This is a genomic window from Tateyamaria sp. 7Alg 36 (assembly GCF_059882455.1).
In genome coordinates this window covers 2,344,465-2,369,857 of record NZ_CM187613.1, presented here as the reverse complement: position 1 = coordinate 2,369,857, position 25,393 = coordinate 2,344,465, and the positions used below count along the sequence as shown (strand labels likewise).

Below are 25,393 nucleotides of genomic sequence, written 5' to 3'. Positions count from 1 at the left end.
GTGAAGAAATCGGGAGGGGACCAAATGACTCAAGACATCGTAATTCTGGGCGGCGCACGTACCGCAATCGGCACCTTTGGTGGCGCGCTGGCGGGCACGACGCCTATCGACCTTGGCACAGTTGCGGCCAAGGCGGCGCTTGAACGCGCAGGCGTCGAGGGCGGGCAGATCGGCCATGTGGCATTTGGCCATGTAATCAACACAGAACCCCGCGACATGTACCTGAGCCGCGTTGCCGCCATGCAAGCGGGCGTGCCGGACAGCGTACCGGCAATGAACGTGAACCGTTTGTGCGGCTCTGGCGTGCAGGCGATTGTATCGGTGATCCAGTCCTTGATGCTGGGCGACACCGAGTTCGGATTGGCGGGTGGCGCGGAAAACATGTCGCGGTCACCCTTCATCCAGCCGGACCAACGCTGGGGCGCGAAAATGGGCGACGTGCGGTCGCTGGACATGATGCTCGGCGCGCTGAACTGCCCGTTCGGCACCGGTCACATGGGTGTCACTGCCGAAAATGTCGCCGCCGAGCACGGGATTTCGCGTCAGGATCAGGATGCGTTTGCCCTACAAAGCCAGGAACGTGCCGCCGCCGCGATTACGGATGGCCGGTTCGCCAGCCAGATCGCACCTGTTGAAGTCCGCGTAAAACGCGACATGGTATCCTTTGACACCGACGAACACCCCAAGGCGACCAGCCTAGATGCTTTGAGCGGGCTGCGCGCCGTGTTCCAGAAGGACGGCACGGTCACCGCCGGAAACGCATCCGGCATCAACGATGGCGCTGCGGCTGTTGTTCTGGCCTCCGCCTCCGCCGCAGAGAGCGCCGGCCTGAAACCCCGCGCCCGCATTCTGGGCTATGCCCATGCTGGTGTGCGCCCCGAGGTGATGGGGATCGGGCCGATCCCTGCGGTGCGCAACCTGCTGGATCGTACGGGGCTGTCTGCGGGCGATTTCGACGTGGTCGAATCAAACGAAGCCTTTGCTGCCCAAGCCCTCGCCGTGTCCAACGATCTGGGATTTGATCCGGCGCGCGTGAACCCCAACGGCGGCGCGATTGCGCTTGGTCATCCGGTGGGTGCGACGGGCGCGATCATCACGGTCAAGGCGCTGTACGAGCTGGAGCGCATTGGCGGATCAAAAGCGTTGATCACCATGTGCATCGGCGGCGGTCAGGGCATCGCCCTTGCCATCGAGCGTTGCGCCTGACGGCACCGGCGGGTTTTGCATATTTCTAGAACAATGATGGGTTAGGTGAGCGCTTCGATCAGAAGCGTGAACCCGCCCCCGAGGACAACGCCCGCCGCTGCGGCCAGCCATATCCAGCGCCAGAACCCTGTGCGCTGTTTGGCCGGCGGGTTGGATTGCGCGATCAGCGCCTGTTCCACCAATGCGGGCAGTCGTGGGCCGAACCGTGTCAGCACGCGGGCTGTTTTATAAAGATCGGACACCACCGCCTTGGGGCCGATGGATTTCTGGATGTAGTCGGTGACCACGGGCGAAGCGACCTGCCAGATGTTCATGTTCGGGTTCAAACTGCGCGCGACCCCTTCGACGACGACCATAGTGCGTTGCAGCAGGATCAGTTCGGTGCGGGTTTCCATGCCGAAGCGTTCGGTGACTTCGAACAGGTAGTTCAGCAGGCGCCCCATGGAGATTTTGGAAGCATCCATGCCGAAAATCGGCTCTCCTACGGCGCGCAGGGCGCGGGCAAATTCATCGACATCCTTGTCGGCAGGAACATAGCCCGCCTCGAAATGGACCTCGGCCACGCGTTTGTAATCCTTGCGGATGAAACCGAACAGGATTTCGGCGTAAACGCGGCGCGTGTATTCGTCGATATGGCCCATGATCCCGAAGTCATAGGCGATGATATCGCCATTCGGTGCGACCTTGAGGTTGCCCTGATGCATATCGGCATGGAAATAGCCGTCGCGCAGCGCGTGCAGCAGGAACAGTTTCAGCACCCGCTCGCTGAGTTCGATGCGGTTGTGCCCTGCCGCGTCAATTGCCGCGTTGTCGCCCATCGGCACGCCATCCGCCCATTCCAGCGTCATGACGCGGCGGGCGGAATGTTCCCAGCGGATTTGGGGCAGGGTGAACCCTACGTCATCCTTGGTGTTGGCGGCGAATTCACCGGCGGCAGAGGATTCGAGCCTGAGATCCAGTTCGCCCTGCACCACGCCGTCGAAATGTTCGATCACATCCATCGGGCGCAAGCGGCGCGCACCAGGCGCAAAGAGATCGACAATGCGGGCGGCGAGGTAGAAGGCATCGACGTCCTTTTTGAAGGCCCGTTCGATATTGGGGCGCAGTACCTTGACCGCGACTTCTTCCCCCGTTTCGGCCAGACGCGCCTTGTGCACCTGCGCGATTGAAGCGGCAGCGACGGGTTCGCTGAATTCCGAGAAGACCTGCTCGATCGGCATGCCGAGTTCTTTCTCGACCTCGGCCTTTGCTTCCTCGACAGGGAACGGGGGCAGTTTGTCTTGCAGGACGCGCAACTGGACGGCCAGTTCGTCGCCCACCACATCGGGGCGCGTCGACAGGACCTGACCGAACTTGATATAGGCCGGACCAAGTGCGGTCAGCGCGCGGGTCGCGGGCGGCATGGTCGGATCACCGTGATATCCCAGCCAGCGGAACGGTTTGCCCAGCGCGCGCGCCACAAAGCGTAAGGCAGGTGGGGCGTCAAAAGCGTCCAGCACGACATCCATCGCGCCCGTGCGCTCCAGCGTCGCGCCCGTACGGATCAGCCGGATGATGTTGTGAGGGCCCCGCACGTTAAAGCTTCCATCCCGAATGCAGGGCCGCGATGCCCATGGTCAGGTTGCGATATTTGGCCTGCTCAAAGCCCGCGTCACGGATCATCGACAGGAACGTCTCTTGATCGGGGAACTTGCGGATCGATTCGACAAGGTATTGATAGCTGTCGCGGTCGCCTGTGATGATCTTGCCCATCTGCGGAATGACGTTGAAGCTGTAGAGATCATAAAGCTTTTGCATGCCCTCGTTCGGCAACTGGCTGAATTCGAGGACCATAAGACGACCACCGGGTTTGAGGACACGGAACGCTTCGGCCAGTGCGTCCTGCGGGCGCGTGACGTTCCGGATGCCAAAGCTGATCGTGTAAACGTCGAATGTGTTGTCGTCGAACGGCAGCGCCATCGCGTCGCCCACCACCCAGTCGAGACTGTCGGCCAGTTTGTCCGCCTCGGCGCGCTTGCGCCCTTCGATCAGCATCGGTTCGGTCAAATCCAGCACGGTGGCATGGCCCTGCCCCGCACGTTTGAGGAACTTGAACGACACATCGCCCGTGCCGCCCGCCACATCCAGAAGGGTCTGACCCGGCCGCGGTGCCAGCCAATCCATCATCGCTTCTTTCCAGATGCGGTGGATTCCGCCGCTCATCACATCGTTCATGATGTCGTATTTCGAGGCGACCGAGTTGAACACGCCCTGCACGCGCCCTGCCTTTTCCCCTTCGGGAATGTCGGTGAATCCGAAATGGGTTTTGTTTTCAGGCGTTTCAGTCATTCATTCGGTCCGGTTCGGTCATTGTTACGTCTCATTTGTGCTTAAACACTCGTCTATCAAGAAACAAACAGACAAATCCGCGCAAAGAGTATTGTTATGAGTGTTCCAACCATCGTCCTTATCCTTCTGGGCATCGCCTTTGCGGCAGGATGCAAGTACATCATCAACCTTGCGATGGGCGGGGGCGATATCCGCAACGATGACAGGCGCTTTCAACGCATGATCCACACGGTCATTGATTTCGCATCTCCCGTGGGCAACCCCGAGAAAAATCTGGCGACCATCTTTTCCGTGGGGGATAGTGAACCTGTGCGCCGACACGGCGCGATGGCATTTCATTCGACTGTGGGATGGCGCTATGGCTATGCGGCGTTTGTGCTGTTCCTCATCGGCTTCTCCGTCCACCTTGAAGCGACCAGCGGTCCTGAGGGCTATGCCTCGGCGATGACCTACGCATTCTTCGCGGCCGTTCTGGCTTGGGGCGGTGCCTATATGTGGATGTTCTGCGTGACCGTGGACGGGGATCGGTTTTCATCGACCACCGGTTTTTTGATCACGCGCCACTTCGATCTGTCGCAGCTCCGCAGCGTGCGTAAGACTCGCGACGGTTATAGATTGAATTTCGGATTCATGCAGTCAGTGTCGGTGCCGTTCTTCCTGAACGGACATGATGTACTGCGCGACCTGCTGATCAAGCGTTTGAACGACAACGGGCGCTGATTGCCTCCGGGGGATTGGCGCACTATCTCTGGACGGCTTGTGTTAAAAAGGCCGCCCCATGCCCGAACTGCCCGAAGTTGAAACCGTCCGCCGCGGCCTTGCGCCCGCGATGACAGGTGCCGTGATCGCCCAAGCAGACGTGAACCGCCCCGATCTGCGCTGGCCGTTTCCGTCCGATATGGCGAACCGTCTGACGGGGCAGCAGGTGCTGGGTCTGCGGCGGCGGTCTAAATACATCCTTGCTGATCTGTCTTCGGGGGAAAGCCTGCTGATCCATCTGGGCATGTCGGGGCGTATGCTCGTGTCGGGCGATCCGCTTGGCCAGTTCGTGCATGACCATCCGCAACCGGAAAAACATGATCATGTTGTCCTGCACATGGATAACGGAGCGCGTATCACCTTCAACGATCCGCGTCGGTTCGGCGCCATGGACCTGATGGAAACCGCAACAGCCGACCAGCACAAGCTGCTGTCGGTGCTGGGGCCCGAACCGTTGGGCAACGACTTTCACGAAAACCATCTGGTCGAGGCGTTCAAGAACAAGAACACCCCCGTCAAATCCGCCCTTCTGGATCAGAGAATCGTCGCAGGATTGGGCAATATATATGTATGCGAGGCCCTGTTTCGGGCGCGCATCAGCCCGGTGCGCAAAGCCGGAAATATCGCAAAAGCGCGGGTTGCGTCGCTGGTGCCCATCATCCGCGACGTGTTGTCAGAGGCGATAGAGGCCGGTGGATCCTCCTTGCGCGATTTCCGCCAAGCCGATGGAGAGCTTGGATATTTCCAGCATCGCTTTGACGTTTATGGCCGCGAGGGCGCGCCCTGCCGCACCCCTGACTGCGGCGCTCCGGTGACGCGAATCGTGCAATCGGGGCGGTCGTCCTTCTATTGCAAGTCCTGCCAAACATGACTTGAAACAAGGCGCGGCCATGGTATTCCTCGACGCTTAAATTGGAACGATTGGATAGCTCCTCATGGCCTACGAGACGATTATCGTCGAAGTCGAAGATCACGTTGCAAAGATTACTCTGAACCGTCCTGACGCGCTGAATGCGCTGAATGACCAGCTGATGAGCGAACTGGCCGAGGCTATGTCCGCCGCGCAGGCCGACGGCAAGGTGCGTTGTATCGTGCTGACCGGATCGGAAAAAGCCTTTGCCGCAGGGGCCGACATCGCGATGATGAAGGACAAGACCTATGTCGAGGTCTTTACCGAAGACCTGTTCGGCCCTGAAACCGCTGCGATCAATCGCGTGCGCAAACCGATCATTGCCGCTGTGTCCGGCTACGCACTTGGCGGCGGATGCGAACTGGCGATGATGTGTGATTTCATCATTGCGTCTGAAACAGCCAAATTCGGCCAGCCCGAGGTGAACCTCGGCGTGATGGCGGGAATCGGTGGATCCCAACGCCTGACCCGCGCGGTCGGCAAGGCCAAAGCGATGGACATGAACCTGACAGGCCGCTTTATGGACGCCGCCGAGGCGGAACGTTCAGGGCTGGTCAGCCGCGTGGTGTCACCCAAGAAGCTGATGGAAGAAACGATGTCTGCCGCCCAGAAGATCGCGGAAAAGTCGATGATTTCGACCATGGCAATCAAAGAGGCGGTGAACAAATCCTTCGAAGTACCGCTGCGCGAAGGGCTGTTGTTCGAACGCCGTCTGTTCCATTCGCTGTTTGCGACCGAGGATCAAAAAGAGGGCATGGCCGCCTTCCTTGAAAAGCGCCAGCCGCAGTTCCGCGACAAATAAGCGAAACTACTCGGGGCGGGGGCTGCACAGGAACGGTTGACTCGCACCCGAGTCGCGCCTAAAGACGCGACTTCTGAAACTACCGCACCAATAGATTGGGACGAGATAACATGGCAAATACGCCTCAGGCCAAAAAGCGGGCCCGTCAAAACGACAAACGCTTTCAAGTGAACAAAGCGCGCCGTTCGCGCATCCGCACCTACTTGCGTCGCGTCGAAGAAGCGATCGAATCCGGTGACAAGGATGCCGCAAGCGCCGCACTGAAGGCCGCACAGCCAGAACTGATGCGCGGCGTGACCAAAGGTGTTTACCACAAGAACACTGTTGCACGTAAAATGTCGCGTCTATCGGCACGCGTGAAAGCCATCGGCTAACACTACTTTAAGAGTAGTTGGAGAGCGTCGCATTTTTGCGGCGCTTTTTTCGTTTTGCCTATGAAAACAAAGCGCCCATAGATTCTTTGCCGTGAATCATTCTGTCAAGTCGCAAGTTCTATAGACGGCCTGCGAACGGAATTGATACCAACATATTGCGATCAGGAATCGCCTTGGGGGACGGGCCGGACGCATACTCACGCTGCAGTGGGAATGTGAATGGTGTGGGTCATGCTGCCATCAGTATGCCTTATATTCCGGGATCGGCGTGCGCGTCGGTGTCGGGCCTGTTGAAATAGTTTGGTGTGCGGGATGCACGCAATGTGATGCACGAGATTCGTGCGAACTTGCGTAGCTGATCTGTCAAATCCAACGATGCCATAACCGCTCTTTTCAAGAAGCGGAACGGGATCGGCTTGCCTCAAGGGAAAGGGACGGGCGTTTTCGGCGAGCCAAAAAAATCGCCGGACAGAAATGGCAGAAGGGACGATTGTGCGCGCATGACACAGCAAGAATGGGGACAGCTGAGACAACGGCTGCTTAAGACCGTAGGTCAGAACAACTACACCACATGGATCGAGCCGCTGAAGTTCCGTGACCTGCAGGACGGCATCGCAACATTTGACGTGCCGACCAACTTTATGGGCAACTATGTCAGCCAGAACTTCTCTGACCTGATTCTGCATGAACTGAAGTCGGAAGACACTTCTGTGCGCCGCCTAAGCTTTTCCGTGCCGGCCAATTCGCAGTCCCGTCCGTCGGCGCTTGATGCGCCTGCGTCTGCCGCACCCGCAGCAGCCCCTGCCGCACCACGGTCTGTTTCGTCCTCTTTGTCTGCTGCCGCGCTGGACAAACGGTTCACCTTTGACAAATTCGTCGTAGGCAAGCCCAACGAACTGGCCCATGCCGCTGCGCGCCGCGTTGCCGAAGGCGGGCCTGTCACGTTCAACCCGCTGTTCCTGTATGGCGGCGTCGGTCTTGGTAAAACCCACCTGATGCACGCGATTGCATGGGAACTGGGCGAACGTCGCCGCGACATGAACGTGCTGTACCTGTCCGCCGAACAATTCATGTACCGTTTTGTACAGGCGTTGCGTGACCGCAAGATGATGGACTTCAAGGAAATCTTCCGCTCGGTCGATGTGCTGATGGTCGATGACGTCCAGTTCATCGCAGGCAAGGACAGCACGCAGGAAGAATTCTTTCACACCTTCAACGCACTGGTTGATCAGAACAAACAGATCATCATCAGCGCCGACCGCGCCCCCGGAGAGATCAAGGATCTTGAAGAGCGCGTGAAGTCCCGCCTGCAATGTGGTCTGGTCGTGGACCTGCACCCCACCGACTACGAACTGCGTCTGGGCATCCTCCAGTCCAAGGTCGAACAGCAGCAGGTCGTCTATCCCGATCTTAAGCTTGAATCCGGCGTTCTGGAATTTCTGGCGCTGCGCATCTCGAACAACGTGCGCGTCCTCGAAGGGGCATTGACCCGTCTGTTCGCCTTTGCCTCGCTGGTTGGTCGCAAGATTGATCTGGACCTCACTCAGGATTGCTTGGCCGATGTGCTGCGCGCTTCGGAACGGAAAATCACCGTCGAGGAAATTCAGCGCAAAGTGTCCGAGCATTACAACATCCGCCTGTCGGATATGATCGGCCCGAAACGTCTGCGCAGCTATGCCCGTCCGCGTCAGGTTGCCATGTATCTGTGCAAACACCTGACCTCGCGCAGCTTGCCCGAAATCGGGCGTCGTTTTGGCGGGCGCGATCACACAACAGTCATGCACGGCGTGCGCCGCATTGACGAGTTGCGCCAGCAGGACGGCCAGATCGCCGAAGATCTGGAAATGCTGCGCCGCACGCTCGAAGCCTGATCAGACTCTTCAAACCAACTTACAAATCGGCGCCTTCGGGCGCCGTTTTTATGTCGACCGCAGCGATCAGATGTCGTGCGACACCGGCGTGTTCAGCAGGGTTTCCAGTCGCTTGTTAAAGGCTTCGACCCCCACGGACGGGTCCAGATCGTGGATCGGCTTTAGGTCGATGGTCACGTGCCGCCGACCCTTCTTGATTCCAATAAAGCTCCAGAACCGGTCATAGGTTGCGGTCTGAAACTTGCCTAAACCGTCAAGGCGCAGCAGCAAAACAGGCGTATCGGGTTCGGCCTTCAGAATGTCGTGCACTCCTGACAGATGGGCGGGCACCAACTCTTCGGCCTGTCGCCGCACAAGGCCGGCCGGAAACAGCAGAACGGAATTTTCATTGCCCAAAATGCGGTGGATGATGCGCAGCACCTCGGCTTTGCGCGCCTTGCGCTTGTCGTCGGGCCACGATTTGGGCGAACTCATCGGGACAGCGCCCGACACATACATCGGCACGAACTGCATCCAGTTGTAATATTCGTCGTAATGCACCGTCGGGCGGATGCGCATCGTCGGATAAAGAACCGAGGCGATCAGTGGCCCGTCATGGCGGCTCACATGGGTGGCAAGGATCAACGCGCCGGGCTGGTTCTGCAGCAGGTGCTTGCCAGAACAACTGACATTGTAAAACAGTGCGTAATAGGTGCGCACGAGGATGAACAGGAAATGCCGGATCCACTTGCCCACCGTGACGTCAAGAAACCGCATCATATTTTCAAAACCTGACTGACCACTGCACCACCTGTTTTATGTTCTGATCGGCGCGCCCGACATCGGAACCGCCCTTCTGCCTCAACCTTGGGCAGGGCCGGACGGGGGTCAATGGGTATTCCTGCCACGTTTTCCCCCCGCATGCCGCGGAAGGGCGGGCAATATGTGTCCATCCGAGTGCAGGGGGCGTATTTTACCGGAACGAAGGGGCCACGTTGTCTTGACGCCCCCGACGATCCGAAAGAGAAACCAATAAAATACTTGTGATGCAGCACAGGTGGGCTAGGGTGCCCGTCCCTGCACTGCGATCAGGGACCGATGGGAGTTAAGACCATGAAAGTCAGTGTCGAGCGCGGTGTGCTGCTCAAAGCCGTAAGTCAGGCCCAGTCCGTGGTCGAGCGTCGGAACACGATCCCGATCCTTGCCAACGTGCTGATCGAGGCGGAAGGATCCGATGTAACATTCCGTGCCACCGATCTGGATATCGAGGTCGTGGACAAGGCCCCTGCCCAAGTGGAACGCGCCGGTTCGACCACCGTTGCTGCCACCACGCTGCACGAGATTGTGCGCAAACTGCCTGATGGCGCTCTGGTCTCGCTGACGGCGGACAATGCCGCAGGCCGCTTGACGGTTGAGGCAGGGCGTTCGAACTTCTCGCTCGCGACGCTGCCCAAGGAAGATTTTCCTGTCATGGCCTCGTCGGAATATGCCTCCAACTTCTCGATCCCCGCGCCAAAGCTGCGCCGCTTGTTCGACAAGTCGAAATTCGCAATCTCGACCGAAGAAACACGTTACTATCTGAACGGTGTGTACATGCACATCGCGGACGGGGACGAAGGGCGCGCGCTGCGCTGTGTGGCCACGGATGGCCACCGCCTTGCCCGTATCGATAGCGACCTGCCGGAAGGGGCCGCCGATATGCCTGGTGTGATCGTGCCACGCAAAACCGTTGGCGAATTGCGCAAGCTGCTGGATGATGACGACATGGTCATCGCGGTGTCCGTCTCCGAAACCAAGGTGCGGTTCGCCACGCCCGATATCACACTGACCTCCAAGGTCATCGACGGCACATTCCCCGACTACACTCGCGTCATCCCGTCGGGCAACACGCGTCGTTTGGAAGTGGACGCATCCGATTTCGCCAAAGCAGTTGATCGTGTGGCCACCGTTTCGTCGGAACGCTCGCGCGCAGTGAAATTGCAACTGGACGAAGACCGCCTGATCCTTTCGGTGAATGCGCCAGATTCCGGTGCCGCCGAAGAAGAACTGGCCGTCGCCTATGCGGACGAGCGTCTGGAGATCGGGTTCAACGCCAAATACCTGCTTGAGATCGCATCGCAGGTGGATCGCGAGAATGCGGTGTTCCTGTTCAACTCGTCCGGCGATCCGACCTTGATGCGTGAAGGCAATGACCTGTCGGCGGTCTATGTCGTCATGCCGATGCGCGTTTGATTTCTTGCCTCCGGCGGGGATTTTTTTAGAACAGAGAAAGGGACGGTGATGACGCTGTCCCTTTCTGCTTTGACGCTGTCGCATTTCCGGTCGCACAAGCTGGCGCGGATTTCGGTGGATGCGCGCCCTGTGGCAATTCACGGGCCGAACGGCGCAGGCAAGACCAACATTCTGGAAGCGGTATCCCTGTTTTCGCCAGGTCGCGGTTTGCGCCGGTCCTCGGCGGAGGACATGACGCGGCGGCCGGAAGCGCTTGGCTGGAAGCTGAGCGGTGTTCTGGAAGCGCAATCGCAATCACACGAGGTTGAAACTTGGTCCGAGCGCGGCGCGGCGCGGCAGGTTCGGATTGATGGTAAAGCGGCAGCGCAAACGGCGTTGGGGCGCATATGCCGCGTTTTGTGGCTGGTGCCCTCCATGGATCGGTTGTGGATCGAAGCGGCAGAAGGGCGGCGGCGTTTTCTGGATCGCATGACGCTTAGCTTTCTGCCGGATCATGCGCAGGTGTCGCTGGACTATGAAAAGGCGATGCGAGAGCGGAACCGTCTGCTGAAAGATATGGTGCGGGACGCGCATTGGTATGCCGCGCTGGAAATGCGGATGGCGGAAACGGGTGCGGCGATCCATGCCAACCGGTTGCGCGCCCTTGAGGCCCTTGCCGGCGCGCAAAAGGATGCGCAGACCGCCTTTCCCACCGCGACACTGTCGCTTGAGGTGGGCGAGTTGGGGATGCCCGACACTGCCAGCGATCTGCGCGATGCATTGGCCGAAGGGCGTGGGCGCGACCTTGCAGCGGGGCGCACGTTGATCGGGCCACATCGCGCGGACCTGTACGGGGTCTATGCCGCCAAGGATGTGCCAGCGCGCGCCTGTTCCACCGGAGAGCAGAAGGCATTGCTGGTGTCACTGATCCTTGCCAATGCACGCGCACTGGCGCAGGAAAACGCAAGTCCGCCCCTATTGTTGCTGGACGAAGTCGCCGCTCATCTGGACGCGAACCGGCGTGCGGCGTTGTATGATGAGATCTGTGCGCTTGGCGCGCAGGCATGGATGACGGGAACGGAGCCTGAATTGTTCGACAGTCTTGGCGCACGGGCGCAGTACCTTCATGTCGGGGAAACCGATGGCGTCAGCGCGGTAACAGGGCCATGACACTAGGCCTGTGGGATCTGGCGCTGTATGGCGGCGCGTTGCTGGTGTTGTTCCTGACACCCGGCCCTGTATGGGTAGGCGTGATCGCGCGCTGCCTGTCGGGCGGCTTCCATGCGGCATGGCCGCTGGCACTGGGCGTCGTGGTGGGCGACGTGCTTTGGTCGCTGTTGGCGATTTACGGCATCACTTGGGTCCTGTCGGTCTATGGCGGGTTCCTTATCCTGCTGAAGTGGGTCGCCATGGCAATGTTTGTCGCGATGGGCGTTCTGTTGATCCGGCATGCGGACGACCAGATCAGCACCGACAGCCGACTGACCCGACCAGGCATGTGGGCGGGGTTCGTCGCGGGATTGGTGGTGATCCTTGGCAATCCGAAGGCAATCCTGTTCTACGCGGGCATGCTGCCCGGTTTCTTTGACCTGACGGCACTGACAGGCGTGGACATCGCCGCGATTGTCGGTCTTTCGATGATCATACCGTTGTTTGGCAACCTCACGATGGCCCTGTTTATCGACCGCGCGCGACGTCTGGTGCAACGCCCCGAAGCCCTGCGCCGCATGAACATTACCGCAGGCGTTTTGCTGATACTGGTGGGGCTGGCCATTCCCTTGATCTGAACCGCAAAATCTTGTGTCAGTTGCGTGACATTGCCCCTGAAAAACCGTATATTTTGCGCAACAAGACAAAGGGCCGACACATGGCAGATAACGAGCAATCAACCGAAGAATATGGCGCGGATTCTATTAAGGTTCTCAAGGGCCTAGAAGCTGTGCGCAAACGCCCCGGCATGTATATCGGCGACACCGATGACGGCAGCGGCTTGCACCACATGGTCTACGAGGTTGTCGACAATGGCATCGACGAGGCGCTGGCAGGACATGCGGACGCCGTAACGGTCACGATCCACGCGGATTCCAGCGTATCGGTCAGCGACAACGGGCGCGGCATTCCGGTCGGCATCCACGAAGAAGAAGGCGTTTCCGCCGCCGAGGTCATCATGACCCAACTGCACGCGGGCGGGAAATTCGACAGCAACTCTTACAAAGTGTCGGGCGGTCTGCACGGCGTGGGCGTATCCGTTGTGAACGCCCTGTCGGACTGGCTGGAACTGCGCATCTGGCGCGACGGCAAGGAACATGTCGCGCGTTTCGAGGGCGGGTTTACCGCCAAACATCTGGAAGTCGTGGGCGAGTGCGGCGACCGGACCGGCACCGAAGTGCGCTTTCTTTCCTCGACCGAGACCTTTTCAAACCTCGAATATTCGTTCGAGACGTTGGAAAAGCGCCTGCGCGAACTGGCATTCCTGAACTCTGGCGTGCGCATTATCCTGACAGACGAACGTCCTGTGGAAACCCTGCGTTCGGAGCTGTTTTACGAGGGCGGCGTCAAGGAGTTTGTCAAATATCTTGACCGATCCAAAGCGTCCGTCATGCCCGAGCCTATATTTATCACCGGCGAAAAGGACGACATCGGCGTCGAGGTCGCAATGTGGTGGAACGACAGCTACCACGAGAACGTCCTGCCCTTCACCAACAACATTCCGCAACGCGATGGCGGCACGCATATGGCGGGCTTTCGCGGCGCGCTGACGCGGACCATCAACAACTATGCCCAGACCAGCGGCATCGCGAAAAAGGAAAAGGTCAGCTTTACCGGCGATGATGCCCGTGAGGGGCTGACCTGTGTGCTGTCCGTCAAGGTGCCGGACCCGAAGTTCAGCAGCCAGACCAAGGACAAGCTGGTCAGTTCCGAAGTGCGCCCCGCCGTCGAAGGGCTGGTGAACGAAAAGCTGGCCGAATGGTTCGAGGAAAACCCGAACGAAGCCCGCGTGATCGTCGGCAAGATCGTCGAAGCCGCCCTTGCCCGCGAAGCGGCACGCAAGGCGCGTGACCTGACGCGACGCAAGAACCCGATGGACATGAACTTCCTGTCCTCCAAGCTGAAAGACTGTTCCGACAAGAACCCCGCGAACACCGAAATCTTCCTTGTGGAGGGTGACAGCGCCGGAGGATCGGCCCAGACAGGGCGCGACCGGAAGACGCAAGCGATCCTGCCGCTGAAAGGTAAGATCCTGAACGTTGAACGCGCGCGGTTTGACCGTATGCTCGGCTCGCAAGAGATCGGCAACATGGTCATGGCGCTTGGCACCGGCATCGGGCGCGACGAGTTCAATATCGAAAAGCTGCGCTACCACAAGATCGTCATCATGACGGATGCGGACGTGGACGGTGCGCACATCCGAACACTGCTGCTGACCTTCTTCTATCGCCAGATGCCCGAACTGATTGAGGGCGGGTACCTCTACATCGCGCAGCCGCCGCTCTACAAAGTGTCGCGCGGGAAGTCTGAGGTGTACCTCAAGGACGAGGCCGAGATGCAGGACTACCTGATCCAGCAGGGCATCGACGGCGCCATGCTGCGCCAAGGCAACGGCGAAGAGATTGTCGGCCAAGACCTTGTGCGCGTGGTCGAGGAAGCGCGCCAGTTGCGCCGCGTTTTACAAGCCTTCCCCACCCACTACCCGCGCCACATCCTTGAACAGGCCGCCATTGCCGGTGCCTTTGTTCCCGGTGCCGTGGACGGCGACCTGCAAGGGGTGGCCGACAAAGTGGCAGAACGGTTGAACCTGATCGCGCTGGAATGGGAACGCGGCTGGGCAGGCCGGATCACCCAAGACAAAGGCGTGCGCCTTGCCCGCATCCTGCGCGGCGTCGAAGAGGTACGCACCCTTGACGGACGCATGCTGCGCTCCGGCGAAGCGCGCAAAACGGGCACGTTCACGCAAAGCCTGCAAGACGTCTATGGCTCGCCCGCGACGCTGCACCGCAAGGACAAAAGCCAGAACATCATGGGCCCGATGGACCTGCTGGATGCGATCCTTGCCGAAGGCGAAAAGGGTCTGTCGCTGCAACGCTACAAAGGTCTGGGCGAAATGAACCCCGACCAGCTGTGGGAAACGACGCTGGACCCCGACGCGCGCACATTGTTGCAAGTGCGGGTCCAGGACATGGCCGAGGCCGACGACCTGTTCACCAAACTGATGGGCGACGTCGTGGAACCCCGCCGCGAGTTCATCCAGCAGAACGCCCTGAGCGTCGAGAATCTCGACTTCTAAAGCCCTGTGTAGAGAAGTGGATTAGGTGGCGTGGCGCGCATAATTTTGCGCGCCACGGCTTAGGCTATGTTCCAAAAAAATCTTAATTATCTTAGCACCTTACATAGCACCCGACTTGAGCAAGCAGAGTGAAATACATGTTCCGCTTTACGGCCCAAATGCGCCGTGAGAGATGGCCGCCGAAAGCCCGTTGCACGCGACAATAGCGGCCACTCACCGCGCCTCGAAATCCTGCCGCGCCGCCAGAATTTCGCCGGTATTGTCTTCTATCCAGTCGGCAAGCACGCGGACATGTTGCGCCACGGCTTCGCCCAACGGGGTCAGGCTGTATTCCACATGTGGCGGTACGACTTTGAATGCTTGGCGATGCACAAAACCGTCTGCTTCGAGCGTCTGGAGCGTCTTTGTCAGCATCCGGTCACTGACCCCGCCGATAGTACGTTTAAGCGCAGCAAAGCGGATCGTCCGATCCTGTAGCGCGATAAGCGTCAGAACGGTCCAGCGGCCTGTCACGTGTTTAAGTATGTCCCGTGACGGGCATTCTTGCGCCTGTAGATTGCCCGCAAGTTTGCCCGAGCGGATGGCATCACTGAGTCTTGGCATGGCGACCTCAAAGGAATTTCTTACTAACAAAAATGTACGTACTTACCTTTAGTAAGTAAAGCTCCTAGTTTTGTTTCATCGAAACAGAACCAAGGACACGCTCGATGACACTCGCAATCACCGGCGCGACCGGCCAGCTTGGCCGCCTCGTAATCGACACCCTGAAAACCAGAACCACCGCCGAGGGCATCGTCGCGTTGGCGCGCAACACCGACAAAGCCGCCGATCTGGGCGTGCCTGCGCGCCCCTTCGACTATGACGCGCCCGAAACGCTGGCACAGGCGTTGGAAGGGGTCGATGTGCTGCTTCTGATCTCGGGCAGCGACATTGGCCGCCGCGTCCCGCAACATGCCGCCGTAATCGACGCCGCCAAGGCTGCAGGCGTACAGCACATCGTCTATACCAGCCTGCTGAATGCACCGAACAGCACGCTCGGCCTCGCGCCAGAACATACCGAGACCGAAAAGCTGCTGGCCGCCTCCGGTATCGGGCACACCCTGCTGCGCAACGGCTGGTACACTGAAAACTACACGATGGGCCTGCCTGCCGCCTTGGAACACAACGCGCTGATCGGCGCGGCCAAGGATGGGCGGATTTCCTCGGCAACACGTCAGGATTACGCCGAAGCCGCCGCTGCCGTCCTGTTGGACACGGCGCTGCAAGGAAAGACCTATGAGCTTTCCGGCGATGACAGCTATACCCTCACGGACCTCGCTGCAGCGCTATCCAAGGAAACCGGCAAAGACATCCCCTATGTCGATATGCCCGAGGCCGATTACGCGGCCGCGCTGACAGGCGCGGGCCTTCCTGCCGATCTGGCGGGCTTTCTGGCGCATTGCGATGTGGAGGCGTCGAAAGGCGCGCTTTACGACGAAGGAACGCAGCTTTCTGCCCTGATTGGCCGTCCGACAACACCGCTTGCCACTGCGGTCGCGGCTGCCATCCGCTAAGACAAGCCTAGGGGAGGCACTGTCGCACCAAGCGTCGTATCCCTTAACATCACTAAAAAGTCGGCCGAGGCAGATATTGGAGTCTGAGCTTGCCTCGGCCTGGTAGGGCCCAGCTGGGGATAGTGGCACCTACGTTGGGTGCACCCCAAGATATGCCTGTCAAAGCAGGCTCGCACCCCCACGATGCTCTCTTGGATGCACAGCTGCCGGTCGCAAACCACGCGGGTTTTGCGACCAGTCCAGTTACCCGATCATAAGTCGCGCTTCGTGCTTCTTCAGTTCGGTGCGGGCCAGTTGATAGGCGCTCAGGCCCTGATCTGTCGCTAGTTCGGGGAACAGGGTCAGGATCTCGTTCCGTGCCCCGTGGTCCATCCCGTTCAGAGAGAAGTCACCGGGGTGGAAGCTTTCCGTCCACGCACCCTCGGACAGAACCACCTCGTGGCGTTCGAACATGAAATGGATGTAGGTCGTTTGCGTAACGTCCACTTGTCGGATGCCCGGCATGCCGATCAGATGCTTGGCCGCAACCAACACTTCACGATCCTCAAAATGCAACTCGTTCAGATCACTTGCGAAAAGAACCTTATGGTTCGGTGACAACATCATGTCCCGCTCCGGCAGGCCTTGGCCCAATGAACCAGCGGCGACGAACACGGGCCTGAGGTTCGGACGTTGAGCCAGATCGAGCGCGGACATCTTTTTCGCACCAACCCACGCGATTTCCTGAAAACCGTTGTCGCGGGTGATGATCAGATCACCGGGCTGCAACTCCTCGACCAAACGCTCGCCCTTGGACGTCGCGATAAGGGTACCGGGGGTAAAGCACGGAATGACCGTTTCGATCTCGGAAAAGCTAAGCGTGCCGCCATCCGCGAATGTGACCAGACCACTTTCAGAGATCCCCGTTTCCGGATCGTAGGTCGGGTCCTCGGTGTCGAACACGATGGAGGAAATGTCCGATCCGGTCAGGTCCAGAACGTCGTTGTCCAGCCCATCAGGGTCTTCACCGCCGACAATCACGTCGCCCGCCCCGTCGCCCGGTGTATCGATGACAAAGAGATCGTCGCCCACCCCGCCAGACATCTCGTCCGCGCCAGCGCCACCGATCAGCAGATCATCGCCTTCATCACCCGATAGGGTGTCGTTGCCCACGTTGCCGTTGATCGTGTCATTGCCGGTGCCGCCCGAAACAACGTCATCGCCAAGGCCGGCATCCACGTCATCATCGCCGCCATTGGCCTCGATAATGTCATCCAACCCGTCGGCGCCGTCGATCTCGTCGCCCTGCGGGTCGACATAGCCGGGGGCCATGACCTCGCCCTCTTCGGCGCCATCGACAACGCCATCCGCCGGATTGTCGCCCACGGTAACAACCACTTCGGCTGTCCCCGTCAACTCACCGTCAGTGACAATGTAACTGATGGTCGCCTCACCCTCGAACCCCGGCGCGGGGGTAAAGAGCAATTGGCCATCGACAACGGCAACGGTGCCCTGCTCGATAGGGACTGTGGCTTCTGTGATGGTGAGCGGATCGTTTTCCGCATCGCTGTCATTGCCCAGCACGTCGATTGTCACCGGTGTGCCAAAGTCTGTCTCGGCACGGTCATCGAGCACCACAGGCGCATCGTTGACGGCAGCCACGTCGACCATGATTTGACCGGGCGTTTCGTTCCCGTCGGGGTCTACCGCAATATAGTCAATCGTGGTCGTGCCGTTGAAGTCCGGGTCGGGCGTGAACTCAATAGTGCCATCGGGGTTCACCGTGACCGTTCCGTTCGGGCTGGTCGGCGTGCCGGAGATCGCCAAGGGTTGGCCGTCCGGATCGCTGTCGTTGGCCAGCGGGTCGATGGTGACGGGTGTGTCCTCGTCCGTGCTCGCCGCGTCGCCGACGGTGACTGGGGCGTCTTCGACCGGTGTGACCGTCACGGCCACCTCGGCGGAGCCTTGGTTTCCGTCCGGATCTTCGACCGTATAGGAGATTGTCGCGTCGCCGTTGAAGTTCGGCGCGGGGGTGAACACCACTTGGTTGTCCACAATCTCGACGGTGCCCTGATCAGCAGGGACAGTTGCGCTTACCACAGTCAGCGCGTCGCCGTTGGGGTCCGTATCGTTGGCCAGTACGTCGATGCTGACGGGGCCTGAATCCTCGTCGATGGTCACTGCGTCGTCCACAGCGACCGGAACAACCTCTGGCGGATCGGTCAGGATCGTTTCGATGCCCTCGAATGTCAGGGTCGAGCCGTCTTCGAACGTCACGATGCCGGTTTGGGCGCCCGCGTCATTCGCGTCAGTTGTCGCACTAATCGTCACCTGACCAGCGCCGCGCAGATCAAGAACGTCGTTGTCGGTATTCTCGTCCGGGCCATTCCCGCCCGAGATCACATCGCCTGCCCCTTCGGAGGCCGAGCCGACGATGAACGTGTCATTGCCGCCTTCCCCGAACATCTGGTCGGCACCTTCGCCGCCCGTGATCGTATCATCGCCGCCTTCGCCATCTGTCGTTGGCGCGAACTGGCCGTCTGCCCAATCGCCCCCCATGACCATGATGCCGTTCGTCCCGTCCGAAATCGAATTGATCTCGAAGCTTTTGATGCCGCTGTCGTTTGTTGCCAACAGATTGCGGAACGAGTTGAAAGCATCTGGTGACGCACCATCACCGGGCACCATGAAGGTGTTGCCTTCCTCGTCGCGCACGAACTTCATCTGGATTAAGGGGAACTCTGTCCCGTCGTTCATCGTAAAGTTGACGGTGCCGTTGTTGATGATGACCAGATCCTGAGGGCCATCGGCAAGGCTGGACGAGAATGAGGAGTTGGAGCCGGAAAGATCGGAGCGCTCAATACTTATGACACCGACATATGACTGGCTGCCATTTTCGAACGACAGTTCTTCGAGGCCGAATGCCCGATCCGTTCCAATGCCGTCCTGAGAGAACGTCTGGCCGTCCAAGGCACGAAAGTCCGGATTCGCGGGATCGTTCGGATCAGGGAAGTCCAGCGGCACAATATCGTCACCGAGGAAAAACGCATCGGTGGTGAAATCGAAAGTTTCGAATTCGGGCTGCCCCACGACCCGTTCATAGCTGCCGCCAGTCGATCCGGGCCCGTCGCCCAAACCGGTCCCTGATCCGCCGGCCGAGGGGCTGGTGCCGCTGTCGCCATAGATGATGTCGTCGCCGGTGCCGCCGTCGATCAGGTCATTGCCGCCCTCACCGTATATCGTGTCAGCCCCGCCGGCACCAAGGATCGTATCATCGCCATCTTCGCCGGTCTCGGTTGGCGCGAACTGGCCGTCTGCCCAGTTCCCTTCGATGTTCGAGATGCCGTTCTGGTTGTCGGAAATCGAACTGATCTCGAAACTTGCGATACCGCTGTCGTTCTGTGCCAGCATGGCTTTGAACGCGTTGAACGCACCCGGCGATGGCGCATCGCTTGGCACCATAAAGGTGTCACCATCCGGACCCCGCAAAAAGTTCATGCGGATGTTTTCGAAAACTTGCCCGTCGTTCATGGTGAAATCGACAGTGCCCGCGTTCACGACATCAAGGTCTTGGAACCCGCCGCTGGTCGAGGATGCAAACTGGTCATTCGCGCCACTGACGGATGTACGCTGGGACGTGACCAAGCCGACGAATGATCGTTGCGCGCCTGTGAACTGAAGCTCGTCCAGACCGAATGTGCGGTCAGTCCCGTCCCCGTCCTGCGAAAACGACACGCCATCCAGTGCGCGACGGTCCGCACCGTCGAGGATGGGGATATCATCGCCAAGGAAGAACGCATCGGTGGAATAGCTGTGGTTGCCGTCGGATACGGGTTGCCCGCTGATACGATCATAACCGCCACCGGTTGACCCCGGACCATCGCCAAGTTCGCCCGCCGCGCCACTGCCCGCGCCGTCGCCATAAACGAGGTCATCGCCCGTACCGGCATCGATCAGGTCATCGCCTGCGCCCCCCTTCACGGTGTCGTTGCCCGTGCCTGCGGTAATTGTGTCGTTATCTATGGTACCGTCGAGGCTCTCGCTGCCGGACCCGCCATTTACAGTCGCCATTTAAAGAACCTCCAAGGTTTGCGCGGTAGGCGCTGTGCACGCGCGGAAAGTCAGGATTTTGCCCGTACGGGTCGAACGGCCGCGCATCACAGGAATGCCGGTCAGAATTTGGCCTGCGATAGTGCTGGCCGCGCCCGTGTCTGGGGCGAAGTCGATGTCGTCGGGGTGTTCGGTGGTCGCAAAGGCAAGGCGCGCCGCCGCCGCAAAAGCATCGCCGCTTGGCGTGACCGCTTTGTCGGTGTCACCGACAGTCCGCAAAGACGTGGACAGGGACGCGGCGTGCATAAACATCATGTTCATATCAAATACTCTTTATCTTTGCGGACACGGGCAAAGACCGCGCGCGTTCAGGAAGCCGCCAGATCGGATCTGGCAGCACATTCAGGCTGTTAGGATTGGTTGGCTTTACCGCGCGCTGCGGAAATGGCTGCTGTCGCGTCCGCGCGGGGCACCAAAGGTTTTGAGGCCCAAGCGCCACGATGGCATGCAATGTACAATCATACTCAACCCTTTTTCAGACATGGCTGCAAACAACGTGCTTACATCCCGTGGCCCCCACCACGTTCCGACAAACAAAGGATTTTCTTCGCTTGCCGTCTGTAAATTAGCTAGCGAAACACTGTGTCTCGATGAAGGCGAATGTCATGAGCGAGAGTTACCGGACCCCAAAATGTCGCAAACCTTCACGACCGCACGTGAGCGCGAATTCACGTTACGGAAACTTTGACGATTTTCGGCATTTTGTCGGGAAGACTGTTTCCTGATGACGTGAACTTGCGTTCGCGACATGGTTGCGGGGCGAAAAGCCCTCCGAATCGCGGCGCAAATGCGGCACACGGGCCAAAGATGTATAATTTGTTATGTTTTCGGCCCTGAAAGCATGATTTATTTTCCTCAGGTAGTAAGAACCTAATCTTCATCATTCGAAGCAAAATAGACGGTCAAGCGCAGGAACGCCCTGCAGCCAGCACTGTCAGAGGAAATCGAGACTATGACGTCCGACCTACATGGGCGAACCCGACGCATTGTAAGCAGCAATGGCCGCTCTTGGGACACGACCGCCCAGGGCGCGGCGGACTATATCTTCCATCCGGTTTTCATGAGCTACTTCTGCATGTGTGTCGTCCTCTACGCGACACTGATGCAACCCAGCGAAGAGGCGACATTAAACGCGCTGGCCCAGACGGTCCTATGGGCCGGCTTGGTGATGACCGCGCTTGTCTGGCTGTTCGCAAGCGCGTGGCTTTCCGTCATCGCCCTTGATCGCGGCCTTACCAAAGCGATCTATACGCCCTTGCTGTTGCTGCCGATGGTTTTCATCAATGTCTTCATGGGGGAGTTCATTCTGTCCTCTTTCAACTCGGCATTTGAAAACTCTCTCGGCACTCAGATCGAGGATGTCGTTAAAAATATCATTATCCTTGTAACGTTTGACATCATGCACGCGCGGTTCGTCGTGCCCCAGCATCCCAGAAACGTCGAATATCGCGCCACGATCCTGAGTGAAGCAGCCCCACTGGAACCGGTCGAAATCGCCGCACAAAGCGCGAATAGCAACGCGCCTGCCCCCGTGGCCGTGCCACCCTTGGCAGACACGGTGCCAGAGATCACCCTGCCCGACATCCACAGTGCCGAATGCCAGCGCCACATAGAGATCGCGCGCGAGAAAATTGATGCCACTGCGATCCTGTGGCTGAAATCAGAAGACCACTACCTGAGCATCCAGTTGAAGGACCGGAATGTCATGCTCAGGGGCAAGCTGCGCACCGCCGTTGATGAACTGGGCGAGCATTTGGGTGCGCAAATCAACCGCTCTGTCTGGGTCGCATTCACTGCGATCTGCAGCGTGGACGAACAGTCAAACGGCAACCTCGACGTGCTTTTGGAAGATGACACCATGTTCCGTGTGTCGAACGCGCGACGCCTGATCTTCATGCAGAACTACGACCGGTTCCAAGCGGGCAACAAGGTCTCTGACCTCGCCTGAGCGACCGTATCCGACGCAAAGGCAACCGTTCAAATCCTGCGCGGATATACAGCTAACCCATTGATACCTGACCCGTACGACGCAAAGATACGCGCACGAATAAGGATATGGCGCGCCATATCAGGGGGGCAGAGATATGACACTTTCACACATCAAAGCGCTGACCTTTGACACGGGCGGCACGGTTCTGGACTGGCACAGCGGCTTTCGCGACGCCTTTGCCCAAGCGGGTGCGCGCCACGGGCTCACCTGCGATTGGGGTGCACTGGCCAATGAGTTGCGCCGCCGCAGCTTGGGCGCGATGCTGGACCTTGGCCGTGACGCGCCGCCCGCGCACAATGTGGATGACGCGCACCGCTTTTGCCTTGATCAGATACTGGCGGAGAGCGGGCTGGACGATTTCGACGATCAGGACCGTCAGGCCGTCGCGTGGTGCGCACCGCATGATTTTGTCGCTTGGCCTGATGTCCAAGACGGGCTGGCACGCCTGCGCAGCGCCTATATCGTCGCCTCGTTTACCCTGTTGTCCTACCGGCTGATCATCGACACCTCGCGCCGCAACGGTTTGACGTGGGACGCGGTGCTGTCCTGCGAGGGCATGGGCGTCTACAAAATACTGCCCGAGGCCTACCGCCGTGCGGCGGCCTATCTACAGCTTGATCCGGCCGAATGCCTGATGGTCGCCTGTCATCCGCTGGACCTTGATGCCGCTCAAAAGGTCGGGTTCAGAACCGCCCTTGTACGCCGCGCCGATGAATGGGGCCCCAACCCCGAAGACCGGACAGAGATGCCCCCTACAGGCACCTATGATGTCGAGGTCGACAGCTTTATCGCGCTGGCAGACGCACTGACCTGACGCGCGCCCATTTTCCCGATTGAGCATTCTGCCCCTCGACCCTAACCTGCCCGCAACACCGGACGGAGGGGCCACCCGCATCTGTAAACCTGTCGCCATCACGAACGCGATTTATCCCGCGTCAAAGATCGCGGACCGGCGAACAACAGGTACGGGCCGCACACTATTATTTTGGAGGAGACCATACCCATGAGCGCCAACGCAGATTTACGCCAGCCCCTGCCCTTCCGCAGAAAAGTCTCGGACGCGGACATGCTGGAGCGCGCCCAAGGATACTATACCGAGATGGCCAAGCGCCGCACGGTCCGCGACTTTGACACGACACCCGTGCCGCAGGACGTGATCGAAGCTTGCGTTCTAGCCGCTGGCACAGCGCCATCCGGTGCCAACCAGCAGCCTTGGCATTTTGTGGCCGTAAGCGATCCGGAGCTGAAAAAGCAGATCCGCGCCGCCGCCGAAGAAGAGGAACGCAAGTTCTATGCGGGTGGCGCCGGAGAGGAGTGGCTAAAGACTCTCGCGCCCATCGGCACAGATGCCGACAAGCCGCACCTGGAAGACGCGCCATGGCTGATCGTGGTCTTTGCCCAACGTTATGGCGTGGATGCAGAGGGCAATCGGGTAAAGCATTATTACGTGCCCGAAAGCGTCGGCATCGCCACCGGCATGTTGCTGACCGCGCTGCATACCTCTGGCTTGTCGACCCTCACGCATACACCCAACCCGATGGGTTTCTTGCGCGAGGTTCTAGGACGGCCAGACAACGAAAAAGCGACCATGATCATTGCCGTCGGCCACCCCAGCGAAACCGCCACCGTGCCCAATATGGCAAAGGTGAAAAAACCGCTCGGGGAAATTCTGACTGTGAAATGATTTAAGATTCTTTCGGATTGGCCGGAACATTTCCTGTGCTGCGGCATTGAGTAGGCAATGCAACATCAGGAGTATGTTATGACCATGAACAAGCTTAAACTTTCCGTCGCAATTGCCGCCCTTGCCGCTGCCCCAGCCTTTGGTGCATCGCATGAAACTGCCACAGAAGAAGGCAACATGGCGACAACCGAGATGAACGAAACAACCGAGCTGGAACAAGCCGGTGATGCGATCAACGAGACCGCGAACGACGTCGCAAACTCGGCCGAAGAGATGGCTGACGATGCCGGTGAAGCAGCGGACGACGCGGCTGACAGCATGTCCGAAACAGCGGACGAAGCCACAGACGAAATGGCTGAGGAAGCTGACGAAATGTCCACGACCATGGGCGATACGATGATGACCAGCACCATGCTGGTTGGCGATCTGATCGGCAAAGACGTATACACTGCGAATGACGAAGTTGTCGGTGAAATCGACTATATCGTTCAAACCGGTGAGACATATGCAGCCGTGATCGGTATCGGTGGCTTCCTTGGTTTGGGCGAATACACCGTGGCCCTGCCGCTGGAAGAGTTTAGCGCCTATGATGGCGACGAACTGAAGCTTGCCAGCTGGACCGAAGAAGAGCTGAAAGCACTTCCCGAAGTCGACGAGAGCGAACTGAACGCCCTTGACGACGATCAGGAAATCCAAGTTACACGCTAACTTATGACAAAGACTTTGAGGGCGCCCATTGCGGGCGCCCTTTTTCATTTCTGAGTGAAGCGCCAAAAATTTCCCCGCGAAAAAAACTTTGTCCCCACAACAATTGCCGTTAACCTGCCGCCACGACGTGACATAGACATGCGCCGCGACAAAGTTTCCGGCGCGAATAAAGGTGGATACGACAAATGGGCAAACGGGATGACCTGATCGCACAATACGCGGACGATCTGAAAAACAAATGCGGAATGGACGCGGACATGGATCTGCTTACCAAGGTGACGATCGGCTGCGGCCCATCGATCTACAACGCAGATGCATCGACCGTCGCGGGCAGCCAGAAAAGCGAACTGGAAACCGTCAAAAACAACTTCCTGATGAAGAAACTGGGCCTTAGCGATGGACCGGAACTGATGGAAGCGATCGACAAGGTCATCGAAGTGTACGGCCGGTCCGAGCGTAACAAATACCGCGCCGTGATCTACTACATGCTGACCAAGGATTTCGGCAAAGAGTCGGTCTACGCCTGATACCGGCACGATCTGACAGCATTGAACACCCGCCCTCAAAAGCGGGTGTTCTTTTTTTAATTCCAATCGTCTTTACAATAAAATTGTTTTCATCGGCCTATGTGCCTAGATGAAACA

The 25,393-nt window shown here is 58.9% G+C and carries 22 protein-coding genes; 16 read left to right on the top strand and 6 right to left on the bottom strand.

Annotated elements, in window-relative coordinates; genetic code table 11:
• The first annotated feature begins 24 nt into the window (after positions 1–24).
• Entirely contained in the window at positions 25–1,206 is a 1,182-nt protein-coding gene (locus tag AC6GQJ_RS11595) for an acetyl-CoA C-acyltransferase family protein (protein WP_500768362.1), read from the top strand.
• Positions 1,207–1,247: 41 nt separating this feature from the next.
• Here AC6GQJ_RS11595 and ubiB read toward each other — a convergent pair whose 3' ends face one another.
• The gene (gene ubiB, locus AC6GQJ_RS11590) at positions 1,248–2,780 is read right to left on the bottom strand and encodes a 2-polyprenylphenol 6-hydroxylase (protein WP_500768360.1); all 1,533 of its coding nucleotides are present in this window, start codon (positions 2,778–2,780) and stop codon (positions 1,248–1,250) included.
• Between the two features lies 1 nt (position 2,781).
• On the bottom strand, positions 2,782–3,534 hold the full coding sequence (gene ubiE / locus AC6GQJ_RS11585; RefSeq protein ID WP_500768358.1) for a bifunctional demethylmenaquinone methyltransferase/2-methoxy-6-polyprenyl-1,4-benzoquinol methylase UbiE: 753 nt from the start codon (positions 3,532–3,534) through the stop codon (positions 2,782–2,784).
• A gap of 96 nt (positions 3,535–3,630) precedes the next feature.
• On the opposite strand from ubiE, the gene AC6GQJ_RS11580 reads away from it, so the two are divergent.
• The 5 genes from AC6GQJ_RS11580 to dnaA all read left to right on the top strand — a co-directional run bounded on the left by AC6GQJ_RS11580 (position 3,631) and on the right by dnaA (position 8,250).
• A complete protein-coding gene (locus AC6GQJ_RS11580) occupies positions 3,631–4,254 on the top strand; it encodes a hypothetical protein (RefSeq protein ID WP_500768356.1) in 624 nt (207 codons plus the stop codon).
• A gap of 58 nt (positions 4,255–4,312) precedes the next feature.
• Positions 4,313–5,164, top strand: coding sequence for a bifunctional DNA-formamidopyrimidine glycosylase/DNA-(apurinic or apyrimidinic site) lyase (mutM, locus tag AC6GQJ_RS11575; RefSeq protein WP_500768354.1), 852 nt, complete (start codon positions 4,313–4,315; stop codon positions 5,162–5,164).
• Between the two features lie 64 nt (positions 5,165–5,228).
• Positions 5,229–6,005 (top strand): enoyl-CoA hydratase, encoded by a 777-nt coding sequence (locus AC6GQJ_RS11570; RefSeq protein WP_500768353.1) that lies wholly within the window; start codon positions 5,229–5,231, stop codon positions 6,003–6,005.
• A 110-nt stretch (positions 6,006–6,115) separates the two neighbouring features.
• Complete coding sequence (gene rpsT / locus AC6GQJ_RS11565; protein WP_500768351.1) at positions 6,116–6,379, top strand: 30S ribosomal protein S20; 264 nt, start codon at positions 6,116–6,118, stop codon at positions 6,377–6,379.
• A 500-nt stretch (positions 6,380–6,879) separates the two neighbouring features.
• Entirely contained in the window at positions 6,880–8,250 is a 1,371-nt protein-coding gene (gene dnaA, locus AC6GQJ_RS11560; RefSeq protein WP_500768349.1) for a chromosomal replication initiator protein DnaA, read from the top strand.
• A 66-nt stretch (positions 8,251–8,316) separates the two neighbouring features.
• Here the strand turns inward: dnaA and AC6GQJ_RS11555 are convergent, their stop codons facing one another.
• Positions 8,317–9,009: a lysophospholipid acyltransferase family protein gene (locus AC6GQJ_RS11555; protein WP_500768347.1), complete on the bottom strand. Its 693-nt coding sequence runs from the start codon at positions 9,007–9,009 to the stop codon at positions 8,317–8,319.
• 333 nt (positions 9,010–9,342) lie between these two features.
• On the opposite strand from AC6GQJ_RS11555, the gene dnaN reads away from it, so the two are divergent.
• The 4 genes from dnaN to gyrB all read left to right on the top strand — a co-directional run bounded on the left by dnaN (position 9,343) and on the right by gyrB (position 14,725).
• Positions 9,343–10,461 carry a DNA polymerase III subunit beta gene (dnaN, locus tag AC6GQJ_RS11550; RefSeq protein ID WP_500768345.1) on the top strand — a complete coding sequence of 373 codons (1,119 nt, stop codon included), beginning with the start codon at positions 9,343–9,345 and terminating at the stop codon, positions 10,459–10,461.
• Between the two features lie 48 nt (positions 10,462–10,509).
• Positions 10,510–11,610: a DNA replication/repair protein RecF gene (recF, locus tag AC6GQJ_RS11545; protein WP_500768343.1), complete on the top strand. Its 1,101-nt coding sequence runs from the start codon at positions 10,510–10,512 to the stop codon at positions 11,608–11,610.
• Positions 11,607–12,227, top strand: a complete 621-nt coding sequence (locus AC6GQJ_RS11540; RefSeq protein WP_500768341.1) for a LysE family translocator — start codon at positions 11,607–11,609, stop codon at positions 12,225–12,227. The genes recF and AC6GQJ_RS11540 overlap by 4 nt, the downstream gene beginning before the upstream one ends.
• A gap of 80 nt (positions 12,228–12,307) precedes the next feature.
• Complete coding sequence (gyrB, locus tag AC6GQJ_RS11535) at positions 12,308–14,725, top strand: DNA topoisomerase (ATP-hydrolyzing) subunit B (RefSeq protein WP_500768339.1); 2,418 nt, start codon at positions 12,308–12,310, stop codon at positions 14,723–14,725.
• Positions 14,726–14,938: 213 nt separating this feature from the next.
• Here the strand turns inward: gyrB and AC6GQJ_RS11530 are convergent, their stop codons facing one another.
• Positions 14,939–15,328, bottom strand: coding sequence for a winged helix-turn-helix transcriptional regulator (locus AC6GQJ_RS11530; protein ID WP_500768337.1), 390 nt, complete (start codon positions 15,326–15,328; stop codon positions 14,939–14,941).
• A 104-nt stretch (positions 15,329–15,432) separates the two neighbouring features.
• Between AC6GQJ_RS11530 and AC6GQJ_RS11525 the strand changes: the two genes are divergently transcribed.
• Positions 15,433–16,278 carry an SDR family oxidoreductase gene (locus AC6GQJ_RS11525; protein ID WP_500768335.1) on the top strand — a complete coding sequence of 282 codons (846 nt, stop codon included), beginning with the start codon at positions 15,433–15,435 and terminating at the stop codon, positions 16,276–16,278.
• A 243-nt stretch (positions 16,279–16,521) separates the two neighbouring features.
• Here the strand turns inward: AC6GQJ_RS11525 and AC6GQJ_RS11520 are convergent, their stop codons facing one another.
• Positions 16,522–20,328: a Hint domain-containing protein gene (locus AC6GQJ_RS11520; protein WP_500768333.1), complete on the bottom strand. Its 3,807-nt coding sequence runs from the start codon at positions 20,326–20,328 to the stop codon at positions 16,522–16,524.
• The gene (locus AC6GQJ_RS11515) at positions 20,329–20,628 is read right to left on the bottom strand and encodes a hypothetical protein (RefSeq protein WP_500768331.1); all 300 of its coding nucleotides are present in this window, start codon (positions 20,626–20,628) and stop codon (positions 20,329–20,331) included.
• 691 nt (positions 20,629–21,319) lie between these two features.
• Here AC6GQJ_RS11515 and AC6GQJ_RS11510 point away from each other — a divergent pair.
• From AC6GQJ_RS11510 to AC6GQJ_RS11490, 5 genes are all read left to right on the top strand, one after another.
• Entirely contained in the window at positions 21,320–22,315 is a 996-nt protein-coding gene (locus tag AC6GQJ_RS11510; RefSeq protein WP_500768329.1) for a LytTR family DNA-binding domain-containing protein, read from the top strand.
• Between the two features lie 136 nt (positions 22,316–22,451).
• Positions 22,452–23,171 (top strand): HAD family hydrolase, encoded by a 720-nt coding sequence (locus AC6GQJ_RS11505; RefSeq protein ID WP_500768327.1) that lies wholly within the window; start codon positions 22,452–22,454, stop codon positions 23,169–23,171.
• Positions 23,172–23,360: 189 nt separating this feature from the next.
• Positions 23,361–24,041 (top strand): nitroreductase family protein, encoded by a 681-nt coding sequence (locus tag AC6GQJ_RS11500; protein WP_500768325.1) that lies wholly within the window; start codon positions 23,361–23,363, stop codon positions 24,039–24,041.
• A gap of 78 nt (positions 24,042–24,119) precedes the next feature.
• Positions 24,120–24,749, top strand: a complete 630-nt coding sequence (locus tag AC6GQJ_RS11495) for a PRC-barrel domain-containing protein (RefSeq protein WP_500768323.1) — start codon at positions 24,120–24,122, stop codon at positions 24,747–24,749.
• Between the two features lie 185 nt (positions 24,750–24,934).
• Entirely contained in the window at positions 24,935–25,276 is a 342-nt protein-coding gene (locus AC6GQJ_RS11490) for a DUF2853 family protein (RefSeq protein ID WP_500768321.1), read from the top strand.
• Positions 25,277–25,393: the final 117 nt, after the last annotated feature.